Here is an 18418-nt window from a genome sequence, read left to right on the forward strand (position 1 = left end):
GTTATGGCCCGTGGGGTTAACAAAGTCATTCTGGTCGGCACCTGTGGCCAGGATCCCGAAGTCCGCTACCTGCCCAACGGTAACGCCGTGACCAACCTGAGCCTGGCCACCAGCGAGCAGTGGACCGACAAGCAGTCGGGCCAGAAGGTCGAGCGTACCGAGTGGCACCGTGTGTCGCTGTTCGGCAAGGTTGCCGAAATTGCCGGCGAGTATCTGCGCAAGGGTTCGCAGTGCTACATCGAAGGCAAGCTGCAGACCCGCGAGTGGGAAAAAGACGGTATCAAGCGCTACACCACCGAGATCATCGTCGACATCAACGGCACCATGCAGCTGCTTGGCGGCCGTCCGCAAGGCCAGCAGCAAGGCGGCGACCCGTACAACCAGGGTGGCGGCAACTACAACCAGGGTGGCGGCCAGCAGCAACAGTACAACCAGGCACCGCCTCGCCAGCAGGCCCAGCGCCCGCAACAGGCCCCTCAGCGCCCAGCGCCCCAGCAGCCTGCACCGCAGCCGGCCGCTGACTTCGACAGCTTCGATGACGATATTCCGTTCTAGGATATAGCTGAGACCTAAACTGTAAAGTTTTTCTCCGAAAGCCCCAGGTGCTAGGCCCCTGGGGCTTTTTCTATGCCCAAAAATAAGTAAAAATTAGACGGTCATGCTTGGCCGGGAGGATAGTTGGTCATGGTTGTAAAGAATTTATCAGTCACACCGGCCAGGGTGGCGAAAGTCAAAAACTTCACCTTCAGGGAGGGGGAGCGGTCCTGCGTCGTTATCGATGGAAAGGGGATGCCTCTCTACTATCCCAATCTGTATCTCACGACCCAGGTGAGGAACAGCAGCCGCTCGTCTTCAACGCTCACGAACTCCGCAGGTCACCTTTGTGCATTCCTCCAAGCCATGGACGAAGCAGGTGTGGACCTATTGGCTCGCATGTCGGCAGGGTACGTCCTGGAACCGTTTGAGGTAGAGGCGCTCAGAGGGGCATTCCAGCGTCGATTGCTTGATCAGCCTGAAAAGAAGCATGGAATCTCTTTCTTCTCCATTCGAGCACCGGTGTCGAAGGAGGTCATGCACGCCAGGGTTGGCGTAGCTACCAAATACCTCGATTGGCTAGCGAAGCAATATCTGCGTGCGCCCCGCGATCCAGATGAGCTGGCTCGTATCCTTCAGGCCTTGAAGGAACTGCGTCCAATCAATAAAAAACGGAACACTCTAAAAAGGAAAAGGGGTCTCAGTGATGTGGGGGTAGCGGCAGTAATCGAACTGCTCCGCCCTGGCTCAAGACTCAACATTTGGGAAGATCCTGCCACGCAGGTCAGGAACCGCTTATTATTTTCTGTGATGTACGAGCTTGGCATACGGCGCGGTGAATTGCTGAATCTGAAAATTGAAGACCTGGACTTCGGTGCGAACCAACTCTCCGTAATGCGGCGTGCGGACGAGAAAGACGATCCTAGGCCCGATCAGCCACTGGTAAAAACCAAGGATCGACTACTGCCTGTAAAGACCGTGCTGATGAACGAATTGCGTCGCTACATTACCGATTATCGACGCCACGTGCCGGGTGCCAAAAGACATGGTTTCGTCTTTGTGACGCATAAGTCGGGGCCTACCCAAGGGCAGCCTCTTTCGATCGTGAATTATAAAAATATCGTCAACAGCTTGCGCGAGGCGGTCCCCCCACTTGCAGATTTCAGTGGTCACGATTTGAGGCATTACTGGAATGAGAGATTCTCCAGGCTTATGGAGACAGCCGGTGTGAGTGAGCCAGAAGAGGAACTCATGCGCTCCCAATTAATGGGATGGAAATTTGGCAGTGGAAGCGCAAAACACTATATTCAAAGATACGTAGAGAAAAAGGCCAACGAGCATAGCTTGAAGATGCAAGAAGAAAATATGAAGATTCCGGAGTTCAAATCATGATGCCAGTTATCGCCACATCTGGCATGAGAGAATCTCAAGCGGAACAGCAATCCTTTCATGATCTGATTGCAAGTGATAAGACTACTCTTCGATCTGTTATGGACTGGGAGTTTTCTCCAAGCGCGCCTAGCTGGCATCTCAGTAAAGACCATACGCTAAATTTAGACTTGGTCATGAGTAGAACGCCGCTGGAATACAGGGAGGCTGTCCGCAAAATGCTGGCGCATTATTGCACAAATTTCTCGCCTGCATCGGTATTCGCAGTCACGAACGCTCTATGGAAATACTTTGAAGCTACAAGTGGGAAAATTGATACCTCCCAGTTAATTAACTTCAAGTCAGCGATTGGTGATAATCAAGAGTACTTGCAAATTCTCCGTCCTTTCTTCAGGCGGTGGCATGTGTTTGGCTTTCCAGGCGTAACGAAAGAAGTCGTTACGATGTTGGATGGTTGGAGGCTTCGCGGGCGCGAAAAGGGCTTGGCAATTAAGTCTATGGACCCTGAAAAAGGGGCGCTTTCAGATTTTGAATTTGCTGAATTCAATGATCGCCTGGTTTTTGGATATGAATCAGGCGCAATTGATCTCTTTGACCTCTGTGTTTGTCTGATCCTTGCCTGCACAGGTCGCCGCCCAACACAGCTCACACATTTGAAGTGCGGGGATCTGATTTCCGTGCCTCTCGATGATGGAGGCGAAGACTACTTTCTCCACATTCCTAGGGCAAAGCAGGAAGGTGGGTCGTTCCGGGACGAGTTTAAAACATATCAGCTAACAAGGTCCATGTGGGAGCTTCTGGAAAGCCATAAGCAAAAAGTCTGGCAGAGATTTGAAACGGCTGGATTCATGCTGACCGTTGAACAACAGAAAATGCTTCCTTTATTCCCCACCAAGCGTGTACTGCCGGTTGCCACGAATGACGAACTGATTAAGGCCCTTCCTACAGATGTCTTGCATATTCGAACTCAAGTTTTTACTCAAACGCTTACTGCGACCGTAGAGAGCCTGGGTGTTATTTCGGAGCGAACTAATGATGCACTGCATGTTTTCGCTAAACGATTCAGGTATACGCTTGGTACTCGCGCAGCTCGCGAAGGTGTGAGTAAATATGTCATTGCTGAGCTTCTTGACCATAGCGACACGCAGCATGTTGATGTATACACTGAGAATGTCCCTGAACATCTTAAGAAAATTGATGAAGCTTTGGGGTTCCAGCTTGCGGTCTATGCTCAAGCTTTCGCTGGCACGCTAGTGGATTCTGAGCTTGATGCTTTGCGCGGTTCAGATCCTTCGAGCCGAATTAAACATAAGAAGTGCGGGGTGGGCACCTGTGGTAATTTTTCTTATTGCGGAATGAATGCCCCCCGCCCGTGCTACACCTGTGTCAATTTTCAACCTTGGCTGGATGGGCCTCACGAAGAACTTTATATAGAGCTGATCGAAGAACGTGAGCAAATTCTTGCTGAAACGGGTGATTTAACTGTTGCTGCTGTGCTGGATCGCACGATCGTGGCAATTGCGGAAGTAATTCGTAAGTGTGACGAACGTAAGAGGTCTAAAGAAAATGAGTAATTTGTTTTATTTCACAAGCAAGGCGGAGCTTAGTGCTCAAGAAAATCTAAAGGAATTCATCAATAAATGCCGGGATGAATTAACGGTGTTTGGGAAGGAGCTGGATTTCGACGCTTGGCTATGGCCGAAGGCTGCTAATTTTACCAAATTAGGCTCCGGTTCTCGGTCTACGAGCATCGAAGACAAAATGGGGGAGCCATTCATTTCCTTTGCCAAAGCCTATTTCAGGTATCAGCAAGGTCATAACCCAACTGGCACTAAAAATGAGAGCAAGGCACTTAAGGTATTAGAGAAGGTACTGACCGAGTTACACGGTCAGCCCGATATCTTAAAGTTAAATAGCTCTGTGCTTGATCAAGCTGCTCTAGTCGCACGGGAGTATTACGTATCTGCTGCGTACCAGTGTGGCCGTGAGCTTCAGCGACTAGCAAAATTTGTAAGCGATAACGATTTGGTTCCTACGTCTTGCTCAACGTGGGTGAACCCAATCCCCCGGCCTGAGGGCTCAGAGAAGACAGGAAAAAAGGCTGCTGAGGCAAGGGATAAAAAGCTTCCTCATCCTGATGCCGTGCTGGCGCTCGCGGACATTTTTGCCAATATAGGTGACGACCCAAGGGACATATTCACCACCAGTGTTTTTGCATTGCTGATGAGCGGTAGCGTTCGCATTTCTGAGGTTTTGCGTTTGCCGAATCGTTGTGAGCATCACGATGTCGATAAGCATGGTGATCCGGTTTATCGAATAGGCTACTTTTCTGGTAAAGGGTTCGGCGTAAACTTAAAGCCTGTTCCTACCGTTATGGTGCCAATTGTTCAAGAAGCCTTGAGGCGTATTAGGACTATCACCGATGAAGGCAGAGCGTTAGGGAAATGGCTTGAGGCTAATCCTGATCAGATGTTTATTCACCCCGATTCAAGGCATAAGGATCGAACTAAACCTCTGACTGAGGTAGAGGCATGCGAAGCTCTGGGTTTTGAATTGTCGCCAAGCGAAGCTCAGCAGCGTATTTACTATCTGTATGGTTTTAAGAGGGGTGATGTAATTACGCTGGACACGTTGTGGGATAAACTCAAGGATCGAGTTGATGAAAAATTCCCGGTGGTTAGTAAAAAAGCGGGCGTTAATTACGGCGATGCTCTTTTCGCTATGCAGAGGAACCGGCTGCATGCACAGCGCGGAACGCTGCGGGTATTGCCCTGGCTGCCAAGTGTGAACATCGTAAATAACGATCTGTCTCCGCGAGAAAGCTTAGAGGAAGGGCAGCACACAAGTATCTTCGCTCGGTATGGATTCCGTCATTCAGATGGTTCGGAGATGAAGATCACGACGCACCAGATGCGCCATATGATCGACACGATGGGGCATCGGGGTGGCCTTTCGGAAGACGATATCGCTCGATTCGCAGGACGTGCTGATCCCAAACAGAACCGTGTCTACAATCACCTCACGCCGAAGGAGTTAGCTGCCAAATACGAGGCGGTGCAGCTTGCCGCTGGTTATGATCAGTCGGTCTTGATCCATTGTGAGCCGGTAAGCCGGGAAGCTTACGAATTAGCTCCAAAAGGGCCTGTGCATAGGTCGCGCTATGGATTCTGCCTTCATGATTTTGCCGCAGCCCCGTGCGGTCAATTCCGAGATTGCTTAAACTGCAATGAGCATTTGTGCGAAAAACGGCCAGATACTAAAGAGGAGATAGAATCGCAATTGGCTGACATTGAGGAGCAGCTAGCTGCTTCGGAGGCCGCTATGCAGGAAGGGCATTACGGTGCTGATCGGTGGGTCGAGCATCATAGCTTGTCTGCTGCGAGGATGCGGGAATTGGTCGGGATTTTAAAAGACGAAAGTGTGCCTGAAGGGTCTTTCATCAGGCTACGTCGAGAAAATCAGCCAAGTCATTCTGCACGTGCGCTTCGTGCGCGCGGTGAAATGCATACGAAATCGATTTCGGAAGAACCGAGTAACCGTTTGGCAAGTTTGATGGAGATGCTGTAAATGGCCAAGCACCTGACCAAGGACGATATTCACGCAATTGCTGACACCTTGTTGAGCTGGGAAGGTGCTTTAAATTGGGAGTTACTTTGCGACAAAGTGGCTGGGCTTGTAGGGAAGCGTCCCACGCGCCAGTCACTCTCCTCTCATCTTGAAATTAAACGCGCTTTTGCTCAGGCAAAGAAGACAGCGACTGAAGAGGTCGTTCGAATTCCTACGCCTTCAAGTTTAAAAATTGCGGGGGACCGGATTGCCCGTTTGGAGTCGGAAATCCAGGCGTTGAAGGCTGAGAACTCTCAATTGCTGGAAAAATTTCTAACGTGGCAATACAACGCGTCGATTGAAGGCTTACATGAGTCGCAGCTGAACCGTCCATTGCCATTCATCGATCGTGAGCGTTCTGATGCCCCAATACGCGCTAGGCCGAAGCTAGTGAGGTCGAGGAAATCATGAGTGTCGCCTACGGGCGGCCTTCTGAATATTTCTGTGTGATAGACCTGCTCCTAGAGCAGGAGGAGCCCAGCGGTTGGGTCTTCATGGCGGGAGCCCCGTCACTCCGTAAGCGGCTGGTGAACACGTCTTCCATTTTGATGAGGGCATCGCGTGGTCTGACCGTCATCTCGCATTGGCCGACGCGAAATCCTTGATCACACTGAAAAAGGTTTCAAGAGAGCGGGAGATAAACTTGTCTCTGTGATAAATCGCGTGCAACTGCCGTTTGTGCTCAGGAATCATGTGGTTCAACGAGATCAGGCTCCCCTCGGCGATGAGATCTCCAACCACCCAATAGGAAAGGCAACTGATTCCGACGCCAGCCGAGACCATCCGCTTGATAGCTTCTGAACTGCCAATCTGCCGGGCATTGCGCCAGGCACCCAGGTGTGGAAAAAGCCAGCGCTGAACCTCTTCAGCCGTACCCGATCCCTCTTCGCGTACCAGCCAGCGCGCTTCTTGCAGGTCACTAAGCGAAAGCCGCCCCTTGTGTGCCAGAGGGTCATCTGCCGCTGCGACAATGATCAACTCGTCTTCACACCAGGGCTGCACGGCCAGAGTGGGCTGATGGCTCGGCCCCTCGACCAGGCCAACGTCAATTGACAATTGTGCCGCCTGCCGGGCGATCTCTGCGCTGTTGCCCAGGATGACATCGATCTGTGTCCCGCCGGCACGCTCGGCCATGTGTTGCATCAGCAGCGGCATGATGTAGTTGCCAATCGTCGTGCTGCAACCTACCCGCAGCCGCGCGACCACGTCAGTCCGAAAACCACCCTCGATCTCCAGTGCAGCCTCCAGCAGGCGGATAGCCTTGGGCAATAGTGCCTGGCCGTTTTCGTTGAGCACCAGGCGTTTGCCGACGCGGTCGAAGAGTCGAATATCCAATGCGCCTTCGAGTTCTTGGAGTGCTGCGCTGGTGGCTGACTGCGAAAGAGCGAGGGTTGCGCTGGCTTGGGTGGTTGAACCCAGCTGGGCGATAGCGCGGAAGATGTGGAGTTGCCGAAGTGTGAGCTTCACTTTCTTACCTTGAAAATAGGTATGCCATATTCAAAATATCCGTTTTTCCAGATAGATGCATGCCGCTATTCTGAACCTGTTGCCGCATCGCAATCATTCGGAGGTTTTATGCGCGAGATCAGCCTTATCAAGGTCATGCAGGGCGGCCAGCCGCTCTCGGCGCTTTCCAATCCCAAGGAAGCGATTCGACAGTTCACGCCTAACTGGTTTGCCGCAACGATGGGCACCGGCATTCTGGCCTTGGCCCTGGGGCAGTTGCCGGGTCACAGTATGCTGCTTACAGGTATTGGGGAGGCGCTTTGGCTGTTCAATATCCTGCTGTTTACCGTCTTTACCCTGATGTACGCCGCCCGCTGGGTGTTCTTCTTCGATGAGGCCAAACAGATCTTTGGGCATTCCACGGTTTCGATGTTTTTCGGCACGATACCGATGGGCCTGGCAACGATCATCAACGGCTTGGTTCAGTACGGCCTGCCGAACTGGGGAGACGGTGTGATCCCCTTGGCCCATGCGCTCTGGTGGCTGGACGTCGCCATGGCACTGGCGTGTGGGGTGCTGATCCCGTTCATGATGTTTACCCGGCAGGAGCACAGCATCGATCAGATGACTGCTGTATGGCTGCTTCCTGTGGTAGCGGCGGAAGTGGCAGCGGCGAGCGGCGGTACCATCGCACCGCATCTGGCTGATACCAGTGCTCAGTTCACGATGCTGATCACCAGCTACGTCTTGTGGGCCTACTCGGTTCCAGTTGCCTTAAGCATACTGGTTATTCTGGTACTGCGTCTGGCACTTCATAAATTGCCCCATGAGAGCATGGCGGCGTCGTCTTGGTTATCGCTGGGGCCAATTGGCACGGGCGCTCTGGGCATGTTGGTCATTGGTAACGATGCACCGGCAATCTTCGCTGCCCACGGCATGTCAGGCGCCGGCGTGGTGGCCGGGGGTATCGGGGTAGTATCGGGTGTCCTGTTCTGGGGCTTGGGCTTGTGGTGGATGCTGTTGGCGCTGTTGATCACCGCGCGTTATGCCAAGGGCGGCATACCCTTCAATCTTGGCTGGTGGGGCTTCACATTCCCGCTGGGGGTATATGCGGTGACCACGCTGAAGCTCGGCGCGACGCTGAACTTGGCCTTTTTTGATGTGCTGGGCATTATCCTGGTGATGATGTTGGCCATCATGTGGCTGGTGGTTGCGACCAAAACCGCTGCCGGTGCATACCGTGGCAATCTATTTGTATCGCCTTGTATCGCGTCGCTGAACGCCAAACGCGCCAGTCGCTAACGATCAGACACTCGCCACGTTCGCCGCCCGGGCCAGCGTGGCGACAATGTCTTTAGCGACATCAGGATGCTGACACACCGAAAGCGGGCTTGGGTGCGGCATGGCGAACAGCCTGACCTCGGGGCGATGATGCTCGATTTCGGGTGCCGCTCTTTGAGCCACGCGTCCAGCCAAGACCACGACGCGCAGGCACGGGAGCAGATCCATTACCTCTTTCAGCAGTGTGACGCCCTCTGTGATTTTCGAGCGGGTGATCGCTTCGGCAGGACTGTCCAGCTTCGGCAGCCACGGATAGATATTCCACAAAATGGTCTGCTCACGCGCGAGGCACGCCTGTTCAAGGAAGCGCTTCAGGTTGCGCTGGGAGGGCCCTGTGTTGTCGCGGGAAACGAAGCGTGGCCACGAGCAATCCCTGGCCGGAGATTCCAGCAATATCAGAACAGACGCATCGACCCCACCATCCAGCGGATCAAAGTACGGCAGTCGTCTAGCTCCCAGGCTCCGGGCGTCTACCCACTTGTTCAGAATACCAGCAGGCTGGGAGTACAGACGATGTCTGCGGGTATCTTGAATATTCATCTAGTCTCTAGGCGTCGAGGGGAAACCGTGCTCGCGTCAACGATTGCGAAGCACTATTTACGTGACAATCGCGCGAGTGATATGTTGCTTCTAAGGAGATGGCATTCCTCCTCACAACCGCCCCGTGCTGATGATGCCTACGTGAACCCTGGACAGGGTGCGTAGGTGTGCCCCCTGTCCGCGAATCTAGGACAGGAAATTGACTCAAAATTCCGTATTAACTCTCTATCGCAATCTGCGGTTATCAGCACCTCCTCGGCCCTACCAGCTTCGAGGAGATTTGCAGTCATGCTGAAATCACTCTTTGTCATCGCCATCGGCGCATCACTTGGTGCCTGGTTGCGCTGGCTCTTGGGTATGAAGCTCAACGCTCTGTTCCCGACTATTCCCCCAGGCACTGTAGTGGCGAACATGGTCGGGGGATACATCATTGGCCTAGCCATCGCGCTCTTGGCCGCATCTCCCTCCTTAAGTCCAGAATGGCGCTTGCTGATAATCACGGGCTTTTGTGGGGGACTTACCACCTTTTCCACCTTTTCAGCCGAAACAGTTGCCCTCATCCAAGAAGGAAGATTGCTGTGGGCGCTCGGCTCAATTTCATTGCACGTTGTAGGTTCGTTAGCGATGACCGCTGCCGGACTACTTTCCTACCAAATGATTGGTACTCGCTGAGGAAATTGAAATGAAAGGCTATATGGTCGTTTTCTTCACCCAACAAAACCGTCGTTATCAAGGAAAGATGCTCGGCGAATGGATCGTCGACATAGCTAAGGAAATGGGGCTGCGCGGTGCCACGCTATGCACCGGAATCGAAGGTTTTGGACACACTGGAAAACTTCACTCATCGCACTTTTTTGAGCTGGCTGATCAACCTACCGAGATTCGCTTGGCAATGACGGAGGAGGAGTCAGAGTTATTATTCAAGCGACTGGACTGTGAGGAAATTTCGGTGTTTTTCACAAAAACGCCAATCGAGATGGGCACACTTGGAAAAGCGCCTTCCAGCGCAGCCCCGTCTACAACTTCGGAGCTATGAACATGAGCTATACGGACATTTCAGCTGGTAAAGCGATTCCCGATGACTTCTTCACCGTTATTGAGATCCCTGCAAACCACTCGCCGATCAAGTACGAGGTGGACAAGCCAAGCGGACAGATCTTCGTTGACCGCTTCCTCAGCACGCCGATGTTCTACCCGGCCAACTACGGGTTCATTCCAAATACACTGAGCGATGACGGCGATCCTCTCGACGTCCTAGTGATTTGTCCTTACCCGGTATCACCTGGCGTTGTCATTCGTAGTCGCCCGGTTGGTGTGATGTACATGACGGACGAAGCTGGAGCGGATGCCAAGGTGATCGCAGTGCCTCATGAAAAACTCAGCTCTATGTACAGCGACGTTAAGGAGTGCTCAGACCTGCCTGCATTACTCCTCGCGCAGATCCAGCACTTCTTCGAAAACTATAAGGCGTTGGAACCGGGTAAGTGGGTAAAGATGGGGCGATGGGGTAGCGCAGATGAGGCTAGGGAAGAAATCCGCAAGTCAGTAGCTGCCTACGTTCCAAAGAGGCTGATGTCTCACTAGAGAATCTGGACTGTTAGAGTGAACCCACTTATGCGGAAGTAGCTCAGTAATCTCACTCGCCCGCTGTGTTGGCAGGCGGGTGAGCACGTCCTTTAGGTACGCATACGGATCATGTCCATTGAGCCGTGCCGTCTGGATCAAGCTCATAATTGCAGCCGCACGTTTACCGCTGCGCAATGAGCCCGCAAAGAGCCAGTTCTTACGCCCAAGAGCCCATGGTCGGATCTGGTTCTCTGCCCAGTTGTTGTCTATGGGTACAGCTCCGTCATCGAGGTAGCGCGACAGCGCTGTCCAGCGTTTCAGGCTGTAATCGAGTGCTTTGCTGATGGCTGAGCCCTCGGGCACAAGATCGCGCTGGGCAATCATCCAGGCATGCAGCTTTTCCATCACAGGGATGGCTTTTTCTTGCCGTATTCGGCGTCGCGCATCCGGCTCAAGATCGCGGACTTCGCTCTCGATTTCGTACAACAACTGGATATAACGCAGGGCCTGCTCAGCCAGCGTGCTTTTGTTCGTGGCGTGCAGTTCAAAGAACTTACGCCGCGCATGGGCCATGCAGCCGATTTCGGTCACGCCAAGTTCGAAGCTGGCTTTGTAGCCGCCAAAATCATCACAGACCAGTTTGCCTTTCCAGTCTTGCAGAAAATTGCGAGCATGCTCTCCGGCACGGCTGAGACTGAAGTCGTACACCACCGCTGCCGCGTCCGAGAACTGGCTGGTGGCATAGGCCCATACATAGGAACGGTGAGTCTTCTTCGTTCCCGGCATGAGCATCTGCACGGGTGTTTCATCGGCATGAATGACCTGCTGCCCGAGTACCACGTCGCGCAGCGCGTCGACCAGTGGCTGCAACTGTACGCCCGTCACGCCCACCCATTGAGCCAGGGTTGAGCGTGGAATCGCCAGGCCAGCTCGACCGAAGATCGACTCCTGACGGTAAAGCGGCAGATGGTCGGCAAACTTGGCGATCATGACGTGGGCGAGCAGGCCCGAAGTCGGGATGCCCTTATCAATGACTTGCGCCGGAACGGGTGCTTGGATCAGCGTTTCGCAGTCGTCACAAACCCATTTGCCACGCACATGACGTTCAACGGTAAACACACCGGGCGTGTAGTCCAGTTTCTCGCTGAAGTCCTCGCCGATGCGCTTGAGGGCGCAGCCGCATGGGCAGTGGGTATTTTCTGGCTCGTGATGGATCAGTGTGCGTGGAAACTCTGCCGGCAAAGCCCTGCGCTTGGGCGTTTGCTTTTTCTCGGTCGGAGTTATCACGGCCTGCAAGCTCTGAAGCTCAGCTTCAATCGCAGCGATGTCGGTGTCTATCAGATCATCGAGCAGGCTAGCCTGCTCGGGATTCATCTGTTCGCTGCGCTTGGCAAACTTCAGACGTTTGAGCTGGGCGATCTCAAAGGTCAGCTTCTCGATCAGCGTTTTGTCTTGGCCGATCTTCTTGCCCATGAAATCAACGGTCTTACCCATCGTCTCGATTTGTTGGTCGAGTGTCGCGACACGCTGCATCAACTGCCCCGCCAAGGCGCGCAATTGTTCAGGGGGCAAATGATCGAGATCGGGTAGTAAATTCATGGCGCCGATATTGCCCGAGCAGGCCAATCGCGGCGATAGAGCGATAGGCTAATGGCAGCCGTTAAAGGAGTGTGATCGAACCTCCAGCACCTGCGCGCTGCCATGGCAGACCCAACACCAATGCCTGAAGTTGCTGGGTATCCAACTCCATTTCAGCGCCATGGCGAACGCCAGGCCAGTGGAATTTGCCTTGGTTCAGTCGCCGCGCCGCCAGCCACATGCCGAAGCCATCATGCACCAGAACTTTCATGCGATTAGCGCGGCGGTTGGCGAACAGATAAGCACAGTGCGGCTGCGCCGCACCGAACACCGCAATCACCTTGGCCAACGCCGTTTCAGTGCCCGCGCGCATGTCCATAGGCTCGGTGGCGAGCCAGATGGCGTCGATGCGAATCATCGGAGTAGGTCTTGAAGAAAAGTCGAGCAGGTAGCCGCATGTTCAGTGGGCCAGTTTACTTTGATGGTGGCGCGCGGATGCTGGATTTCAACGCAGATGCTAAATCCTGCCGGGTGCAAGTTCGCGCTGGTCAGCGAAACAGGTAATGGAACAAATGCAGGTTGCAGGGCTGTGCTTTTCTGCGCTTGGAGCCGAATCCATTTGTGGACGAGGTTTGCGTTGAGGCTGTGGCTGAGCGCGATGCTGGCAATCGAGGCGCCGGGGTGGGCGCAGTCTTGAATGATTTGGGCTTTGAAAGACTTGGAATAGGTGCGACGTGTTGGCTGCATGAAATACCCGCTTAAAAGGCTAGAACTGGTGTCCACTTAAATTAGGTGGACACCATGGCCTTCGGCGGTAGTGTCGGGAAGGTGTGTTTGCCGGACGGATACGTCACTCCTCAGGTCACTGCCTGTGCAATGCTGAACTGAGGTTCCTCACTACAATTCACCTCAGTTTCTCGATCTAGAGGGTCTGTAAGTGAAGTATGAGCCTACCCAGCCTGGCAACCCCCACCGATTCACGATCAATCAGCATGTCTTCCCCAAAGCCAGTATCCAGCGATTTGCAGGCATGGATGGCAGTGTGGAGGTTTTCTCAATCCCGCATCAGAAGGTCATGCGACTCAAACCCAACAATCCGATTTTCTGTGCCCAGCGCGTGTGGGATCAGCGAACTGAGGCTGTGATAGGAAAGCAGATTGAGGACCGATTCCAAACACTGGCTGATGCCATCGAGTGGGGGAGGGTGACCAAAATAGGGATTTGGGAAAAGCGAGTTGTTGAGGAATTTTTCTCTCTCTGGCGGACGCGTCAACGATTCCGGAATGAGGGTCTAGACGATGTGACGCTCAACGGTGTGACCAGCGAGACACTGACGAAGGCTGAGCAAGAGGTGCTGGAGAGTAAGCATACTCTGTACGCATCCGATGGAGTGATGAAGGGGCGATTCCTGGCCGGCATCCATGTCATCGGCTACCAGGACAACTTCATACAGGCGAACGAATCGATGCAGTGGGGAATCGTAAGGTCTCCCGTCCACCATTTCTTAGTACCGGACAGCTTCGAGGATATGATGATCGTCCCTGTGTCCCCTCGGGTGGCTATCGTCGCTGACATGCCTGATTGCGTGCTCACAGATGACGAGGTGGCGGTGATCAATCAGACCGCGATCACCCGCTCTACCAATTTCTACTTTGCTCGACAGCTCGCAAAGGCATCCATTATTCGCCGATCTGTTGTGTCCCCCTTCGGAAACATACTGCGCAGGCCATGACGCTGAGCGGGAATGGTGGAGTGGATAAGGCGATACCCGCTCCTGGAGCGGAATTATCCAGGGAGTTGGGCGCATGGATCGAACCGGGTGAATCGGACTGATCAACGTACGCCAGCCGTCATTCAGCACGATCAGCGGGACACGCCGGAGTGACGGAGAGTGCAACGCGAGGTCCGCTTGGTCAATCGGTCTGGGTGATCACATAGCCAGCGTCCGAGGAACCAGAGCTGCATTCATGGGAGGCCACCTGCCGCTGGGTTCATTCGGCCGAAGGCCGGTGATGTGTGACACCGAGTGCGGGTCCGCCCCAAGGGCGGATGCAGGGAAGCAAGGTGCATAATCTGCACATTGCTCACTTGAGGTCAGTGAGTCCTTCTGACGCGGCAGATCGTGATTGTGGCTTTCGTGGCTCAGTATGGACGGGCGGTCACAGTTGGGCTCGGACCCAGGGGCAGTCTGCCTAATAGGTTCTCAGGTCAGGTCTTAAGCAATGAGCGGAGATGGGAAATTGCACCTGACTTGACCAAGCGTTTGCGTCCCACTTGACCACCTGTTTGCATTCGTCTTGACCAGCCATTTGCATCGGATGTGACCAGCGCATGGGTACGTTTTGATCGGCAGGTGTCGACCCATAGCTGCCTTTCGCGGAAGACAGCTAAACTCACTGGGACCCTCTAACGTGGCATTGGGATATGGGATAGGAAGCTTAATGGAGCCTCGGGGTGAAGGCCTTCGTCACCGAAATCAAACCGCCAATACCCCACATCATGCCAAGCACCGAGCTTGAATCCGACCTGCGGAAACGTACCGATGTGCTGGAAGCCGAGTCGCTCGTGCAGCCCGACACTGCCTTCATTCGGCAAGGCAATGCCGGCATACGCCGAGCGATATCCCAGACGCTTCAGAACCGGCAGCAGCACGTCATAGAGTTGGCGAGCAATCCCGCTGCGGCGTTGCCCTTCAGCGACATACACCGTCACATCCACCGCCCACCGGTACGCCGCACGCGCGCGGTGCTGACTGGCGTAGGCATAGCCGACTACTCGTCCTTCTCGCACAGCCACCAGATACGGGTAGGTTTGCAGCGTCGTGGAGATCCGCTCACGCATTTGCTCCACGCTCGGCACTGCCTCTTCGAATGAGATAGCCGTGTTGAGCACGATGGGCGCGTAGATGATCTGGATCTCTTCTGCATCCTCTGGTCTGGCGACACGAATATCGATTCCGCTATGCATCCGGCTGCTCCAAGCTGTTCAGGTGTTCAACTACTTCGTTGACCGTGCTACGCGCGGTACGGGTGACGCCGATCAACGTCGCCGAGGCCAGGCCGGTCCAGTCGCCATATCCGACCAGCCAGAGGCGCGGCTCGCGAATAGAGTGCCCCCCATCAACCTCGACCCTACCGTTGTCATCCAGCACGTCCAGTGCCTTCAGATGATCCAGCGCCGGCCGGAACCCAGTACACCAGACCACAGCATCGACCTGGGTTTTCTCACCGTTGAGCCAAGCGACCCCGTCCGGCGTGAATGAGGTAAAAGGCCTTACAGCACGAAGGGCCCCGCGCTCGCGAGCCCGGACCACTGAGGGCACCATGACGATATCGCCAAGCCCACCGACCGGTGCGTCGATAACACGGCCCTCCTGTTGAGCCTTGAGGCGCTCGGTAGCCCGTTCGAACAGCACCCGGCCATCAACGTCATCAGGCAGAAACGCCGGTTCCTCCGTGGTTACCCACGTTGCGTCGGCGACCTCGGACAGCTCCGCATAGATTTGCGCCCCCGAGTTGCCACCACCAACGACCAGCACGCGCTTTCCTTGGAAAGCCTCGGGTGATTGATAATGGGCGGAGTGAATCTGCTGTCCCTGGAACAGCTCTATCCCCGGATAGGCCGGAATATAGGGGTTGCTCCAGGTCCCCGTTGCGCTGATGACGACACGAGCCTCCCAGTCGCGGTCCTTCGAGCGTACACGAAGACCACGCCCGGTCCGCTCCACAGACGTGACGCTGACGGGACGAACGATAGAAAACCCGTAGCGTGCCTCGTACTGCTCCAGATAGCTGACCACGTGATCCCTATCGGGATTACCTTCGGTGACTGGCGGCATCGGCCAGCCCGCGATCGTGCTCCATGCGGAGGGCGAGAACAGCGTCAGCGAGTCCCAGCCATGGCGCCAAGCCCCGCCCGCAGCCTCTTCGGCATCGAGCAACAGGAACGACAGCTTGGCTCGCTTGAGAAAATAAGCCACCGTCAGCGCGGACTGCCCGCCGCCAATCACGATGACATCGAGTAGTTCGCCTTCGGTGGCCATGGTTTCTCCTGTCTGGCTGGAGCGCTCAGTCTTCGCCGAACTGGTTGATGTAGTTGATGTGCGCAGGCTTCTGAATCGCCCGAGGGCGAAGCTCCTGCACCCAGGCGATCGCCTCGCGGCGCGGCATTCCGGATTCGATCAGCAGACGGGCAGCGAACAGCCCGGTGCGGCCGGAGCCGCCCTTGCAGTGGATTGCCAGGGCCTTGTTGGAAGCGAGCAAAGCGTCCAACTGGTGGCGAATCTCTCCCAGCCGAGCCTCGAAGTTTTGATCAGGAGCCTGATCATCCTCGATCGGCAGCTGGAACCACTCCAACCCATGCTGCTTGGCCGCGATGCCAAGCTGGGCAACTCCGTTTTCCTGAAGCTCTGCGTCCGACATCAGAGTAACAAGCGCTACGGCACCGGCCTGCTTGAGCGTATCCAGGCTTTCAGCGAGAGCGCTGGTCTGGGTGCCCGGACAAGGCGTAAAAATCAGGACACCCGGAGCATGGGGCAAGGATTTCAATGAGTAAGGATGCGACATGCTCATGACCTCAAATAGACCGAATATTGACTCTCTTGGATAGTTCTTCCGCCGACTCTTTGCGTTCGGAGTAGCGGTCTACCAAGTAATCCTGGCGATCACGCAGCAGCAGCGTGAACTTGGTCAGTTCCTCCATCACGTCGACCAGCCGATCGTAGAAAGACGACGGTTTCATGCGTCCCGCTTCATCGAACTCCAGAAAGGCTTTTGGCACCGACGACTGGTTCGGGATGGTAAACATACGCATCCAGCGGCCAAGCACGCGCAGTTGGTTCACCACGTTAAAAGACTGCGAGCCTCCACACACCTGCATCACCGCGAGGGTCTTGCCCTGGGTTGGGCGAACGGCGCCTATGGCCAGCGGTACCCAATCGATCTGCGCTTTGAAGACAGCGCTCATTGAGCCGTGACGCTCGGGGGAGCACCACACTTGGCCCTCGGACCATTGCATCAGCTCGCGGAGTTCCAGCACCTTCTCGTGGGAGTCCGGAGCGTCATCCGGCAGCGGCAGGCCGGAAGGGTCGAAGATACGGGTTTCGGCGCCAAACTCTTCCAGCAGGCGCGCAGCTTCCTGGACCATCAAGCGGCTGAATGAGCGCTCGCGGGTCGATCCATACAGCAGCAGGATGCGCGGTTTGTGTGTAGAAGGATCCTTCGGCGCCAGCCGCTCCAGCGACGGCAGATCAATCAGTTCTGGTTGGACATTTGGCAGGTGGTCGTTCATTTCGGTCTCCATTGATCCAGGGCCTACAGCGCGCCGATGCGGGCAAGTTCGGCTTTCAGTTCGTCCTGGCTCAGTTGCGAGAAAGGCAGCGCAATGAAGGCGCGCACGCGCTCATCGATCTTCGCAAGTGTGGTCTGGAAGGCTTCTTCGATTTCTGTCTCACTCCCGGTGACCGCTGAAGGATCGGCCAGGCCCCAGTGGGCTTTGAGCGATGGCCCGAAGAAGATCGGGCAGGCTTCGCCGGCAGCGCGGTCGCACACGGTGACAACGATGTCGGGAGGAGAACTCTCGAAGGCATCCGAGGCCTTGCTTGAAAGACCAGCGGTGGGGATACCGGCGGCTTCCAAGATTTTCAGTGCCCGCTCATTGACCTTGCCGCTTGGGAAGCTGCCAGAACTCACAGCTTCCATACCCTCGGGGGCCAGGTGATTGAACAGCGCCTCGGACAGGATGCTGCGGCAGCTGTTGTGGGTGCACATGAACAAGACTTTCATCAGGTATCTCCGGTTCAAAAGCTCAGGCGGATGGCCAATGCGGCCAAGGTGGCAAGCAGGATCGGCAGCGTCAGAACGATGCCGGTGCGGAAGTAGTAACCCCAGGTGATGACGATGTTCTTGCGGGCCAGCACGTGCAGCCACAGCAAGGTGGCCAGGCTGCCGATTGGGGTGATTTTCGGACCAAGGTCACAGCCGATGACGTTGGCGTAGATCATGGCCTCGCGCACGATGCCGGTGGCCTCGGCGGAATGGATCGACAGGGCGCCTACCAGCACAGTGGGCATGTTGTTCATGACCGACGACAGGCCAGCGGCGAGCAGCCCCGTCCCGAGGGATGCGCCCCAGATCCCGTAGCCGGCGAAGACATTGAGGATCTGCGTCAGGTAGTCGGTGAGGCCGGCGTTACGCAGGCCATAGACCACGAGGTACATGCCAAGCGAGAACACCACGACCTGCCAAGGCGCGTCCTTGAGCACCTTGCGGGTAGAAATCACATGCCCGCGAGCGGCGATCAGGTAGAGGATCAGCGCGCAGGCAGCAGCGATGGCGCTGATCGGAACACCCAGCGGCTCGATGGCGAAGAAGCCGACCAGCAACAGCGCAAGCACCCACCAGCCGGCAACGAACGTCGC

Annotated in this window: 21 protein-coding genes and 1 riboswitch; of the genes, 10 read left to right on the plus strand and 11 right to left on the minus strand. The window is 55.2% G+C overall.

Annotation, left to right across the window (positions count from 1 at the left end):
* The first annotated feature begins 3 nt into the window (after nt 1-3).
* The 5 genes from E8E78_RS11520 to E8E78_RS11540 all read left to right on the plus strand — a co-directional run bounded on the left by E8E78_RS11520 (nt 4) and on the right by E8E78_RS11540 (nt 5940).
* The gene (locus E8E78_RS11520) at nt 4-555 is read left to right on the plus strand and encodes a single-stranded DNA-binding protein (protein WP_016497749.1); all 552 of its coding nucleotides are present in this window, start codon (nt 4-6) and stop codon (nt 553-555) included.
* Between the two features lie 129 nt (nt 556-684).
* Nucleotides 685-1926 carry a site-specific integrase gene (locus E8E78_RS11525; RefSeq protein WP_280313195.1) on the plus strand — a complete coding sequence of 414 codons (1242 nt, stop codon included), beginning with the start codon at nt 685-687 and terminating at the stop codon, nt 1924-1926.
* On the plus strand, nt 1923-3497 hold the full coding sequence (locus E8E78_RS11530; protein ID WP_280313193.1) for a site-specific integrase: 1575 nt from the start codon (nt 1923-1925) through the stop codon (nt 3495-3497). Before E8E78_RS11525 ends, E8E78_RS11530 begins: the two co-directional genes overlap by 4 nt.
* A complete protein-coding gene (locus tag E8E78_RS11535; RefSeq protein WP_280313191.1) occupies nt 3490-5490 on the plus strand; it encodes an integrase in 2001 nt (666 codons plus the stop codon). Before E8E78_RS11530 ends, E8E78_RS11535 begins: the two co-directional genes overlap by 8 nt.
* The gene (locus E8E78_RS11540; RefSeq protein WP_212628228.1) at nt 5491-5940 is read left to right on the plus strand and encodes a hypothetical protein; all 450 of its coding nucleotides are present in this window, start codon (nt 5491-5493) and stop codon (nt 5938-5940) included.
* A gap of 162 nt (nt 5941-6102) precedes the next feature.
* Here E8E78_RS11540 and E8E78_RS11545 read toward each other — a convergent pair whose 3' ends face one another.
* Nucleotides 6103-6996: a LysR family transcriptional regulator gene (locus E8E78_RS11545; RefSeq protein ID WP_028697120.1), complete on the minus strand. Its 894-nt coding sequence runs from the start codon at nt 6994-6996 to the stop codon at nt 6103-6105.
* A gap of 108 nt (nt 6997-7104) precedes the next feature.
* On the opposite strand from E8E78_RS11545, the gene E8E78_RS11550 reads away from it, so the two are divergent.
* On the plus strand, nt 7105-8277 hold the full coding sequence (locus tag E8E78_RS11550) for a TDT family transporter (protein WP_028697119.1): 1173 nt from the start codon (nt 7105-7107) through the stop codon (nt 8275-8277).
* A 3-nt stretch (nt 8278-8280) separates the two neighbouring features.
* Here the strand turns inward: E8E78_RS11550 and E8E78_RS11555 are convergent, their stop codons facing one another.
* Nucleotides 8281-8856 (minus strand): uracil-DNA glycosylase, encoded by a 576-nt coding sequence (locus E8E78_RS11555; protein ID WP_028697118.1) that lies wholly within the window; start codon nt 8854-8856, stop codon nt 8281-8283.
* Nucleotides 8857-8941: 85 nt separating this feature from the next.
* A riboswitch (Fluoride riboswitch) is annotated at nt 8942-9003 on the plus strand.
* A gap of 141 nt (nt 9004-9144) precedes the next feature.
* On the opposite strand from E8E78_RS11555, the gene crcB reads away from it, so the two are divergent.
* The 3 genes from crcB to ppa are packed head-to-tail and all read left to right on the plus strand — an operon-like array spanning nt 9145 to nt 10440.
* Nucleotides 9145-9528, plus strand: a complete 384-nt coding sequence (gene crcB, locus E8E78_RS11560; protein ID WP_028697117.1) for a fluoride efflux transporter CrcB — start codon at nt 9145-9147, stop codon at nt 9526-9528.
* Between the two features lie 10 nt (nt 9529-9538).
* On the plus strand, nt 9539-9892 hold the full coding sequence (locus E8E78_RS11565; protein WP_028697116.1) for a DUF190 domain-containing protein: 354 nt from the start codon (nt 9539-9541) through the stop codon (nt 9890-9892).
* A 2-nt stretch (nt 9893-9894) separates the two neighbouring features.
* The gene (gene ppa, locus E8E78_RS11570) at nt 9895-10440 is read left to right on the plus strand and encodes an inorganic diphosphatase (protein WP_028697115.1); all 546 of its coding nucleotides are present in this window, start codon (nt 9895-9897) and stop codon (nt 10438-10440) included.
* Here ppa and E8E78_RS11575 read toward each other — a convergent pair.
* The 3 genes from E8E78_RS11575 to E8E78_RS11585 form a co-directional block, all read right to left on the minus strand.
* Complete coding sequence (locus E8E78_RS11575) at nt 10399-12021, minus strand: IS66 family transposase (RefSeq protein WP_033737846.1); 1623 nt, start codon at nt 12019-12021, stop codon at nt 10399-10401. The genes ppa and E8E78_RS11575 overlap by 42 nt on opposite strands.
* 61 nt (nt 12022-12082) lie before the next feature.
* Nucleotides 12083-12418, minus strand: coding sequence for an IS66 family insertion sequence element accessory protein TnpB (tnpB, locus tag E8E78_RS11580; protein ID WP_028697114.1), 336 nt, complete (start codon nt 12416-12418; stop codon nt 12083-12085).
* Nucleotides 12415-12747, minus strand: a complete 333-nt coding sequence (locus tag E8E78_RS11585) for a transposase (protein ID WP_053870528.1) — start codon at nt 12745-12747, stop codon at nt 12415-12417. Before E8E78_RS11585 ends, tnpB begins: the two co-directional genes overlap by 4 nt.
* A 190-nt stretch (nt 12748-12937) precedes the next feature.
* On the opposite strand from E8E78_RS11585, the gene E8E78_RS11590 reads away from it, so the two are divergent.
* Nucleotides 12938-13732, plus strand: coding sequence for a hypothetical protein (locus tag E8E78_RS11590; RefSeq protein WP_280313183.1), 795 nt, complete (start codon nt 12938-12940; stop codon nt 13730-13732).
* Between the two features lie 674 nt (nt 13733-14406).
* Here E8E78_RS11590 and E8E78_RS11595 read toward each other — a convergent pair.
* The 6 genes from E8E78_RS11595 to E8E78_RS11620 all read right to left on the minus strand — a co-directional run.
* Entirely contained in the window at nt 14407-14967 is a 561-nt protein-coding gene (locus E8E78_RS11595; protein WP_212628230.1) for an arsinothricin resistance N-acetyltransferase ArsN1 family B, read from the minus strand.
* Entirely contained in the window at nt 14960-16042 is a 1083-nt protein-coding gene (locus E8E78_RS11600) for an ArsO family NAD(P)H-dependent flavin-containing monooxygenase (RefSeq protein WP_280337110.1), read from the minus strand. The genes E8E78_RS11595 and E8E78_RS11600 overlap by 8 nt, the downstream gene beginning before the upstream one ends.
* A 25-nt stretch (nt 16043-16067) precedes the next feature.
* Nucleotides 16068-16571 (minus strand): cyclin-dependent kinase inhibitor 3 family protein, encoded by a 504-nt coding sequence (locus tag E8E78_RS11605; protein ID WP_010952947.1) that lies wholly within the window; start codon nt 16569-16571, stop codon nt 16068-16070.
* A 4-nt stretch (nt 16572-16575) separates the two neighbouring features.
* Nucleotides 16576-17289: an arsenical resistance protein ArsH gene (gene arsH / locus E8E78_RS11610; RefSeq protein ID WP_027917258.1), complete on the minus strand. Its 714-nt coding sequence runs from the start codon at nt 17287-17289 to the stop codon at nt 16576-16578.
* A 23-nt stretch (nt 17290-17312) separates the two neighbouring features.
* Nucleotides 17313-17783, minus strand: a complete 471-nt coding sequence (locus E8E78_RS11615) for an arsenate reductase ArsC (RefSeq protein ID WP_212628233.1) — start codon at nt 17781-17783, stop codon at nt 17313-17315.
* Between the two features lie 14 nt (nt 17784-17797).
* The coding region (locus E8E78_RS11620) for an ArsB/NhaD family transporter (protein ID WP_280337112.1) at nt 17798-18418 on the minus strand (621 nt) is incomplete at its 5' end.

This window comes from Pseudomonas sp. BN505 (genome assembly GCF_029873175.1).
In the GTDB taxonomy this organism is placed as follows: domain Bacteria; phylum Pseudomonadota; class Gammaproteobacteria; order Pseudomonadales; family Pseudomonadaceae; genus Aquipseudomonas; species Aquipseudomonas putida.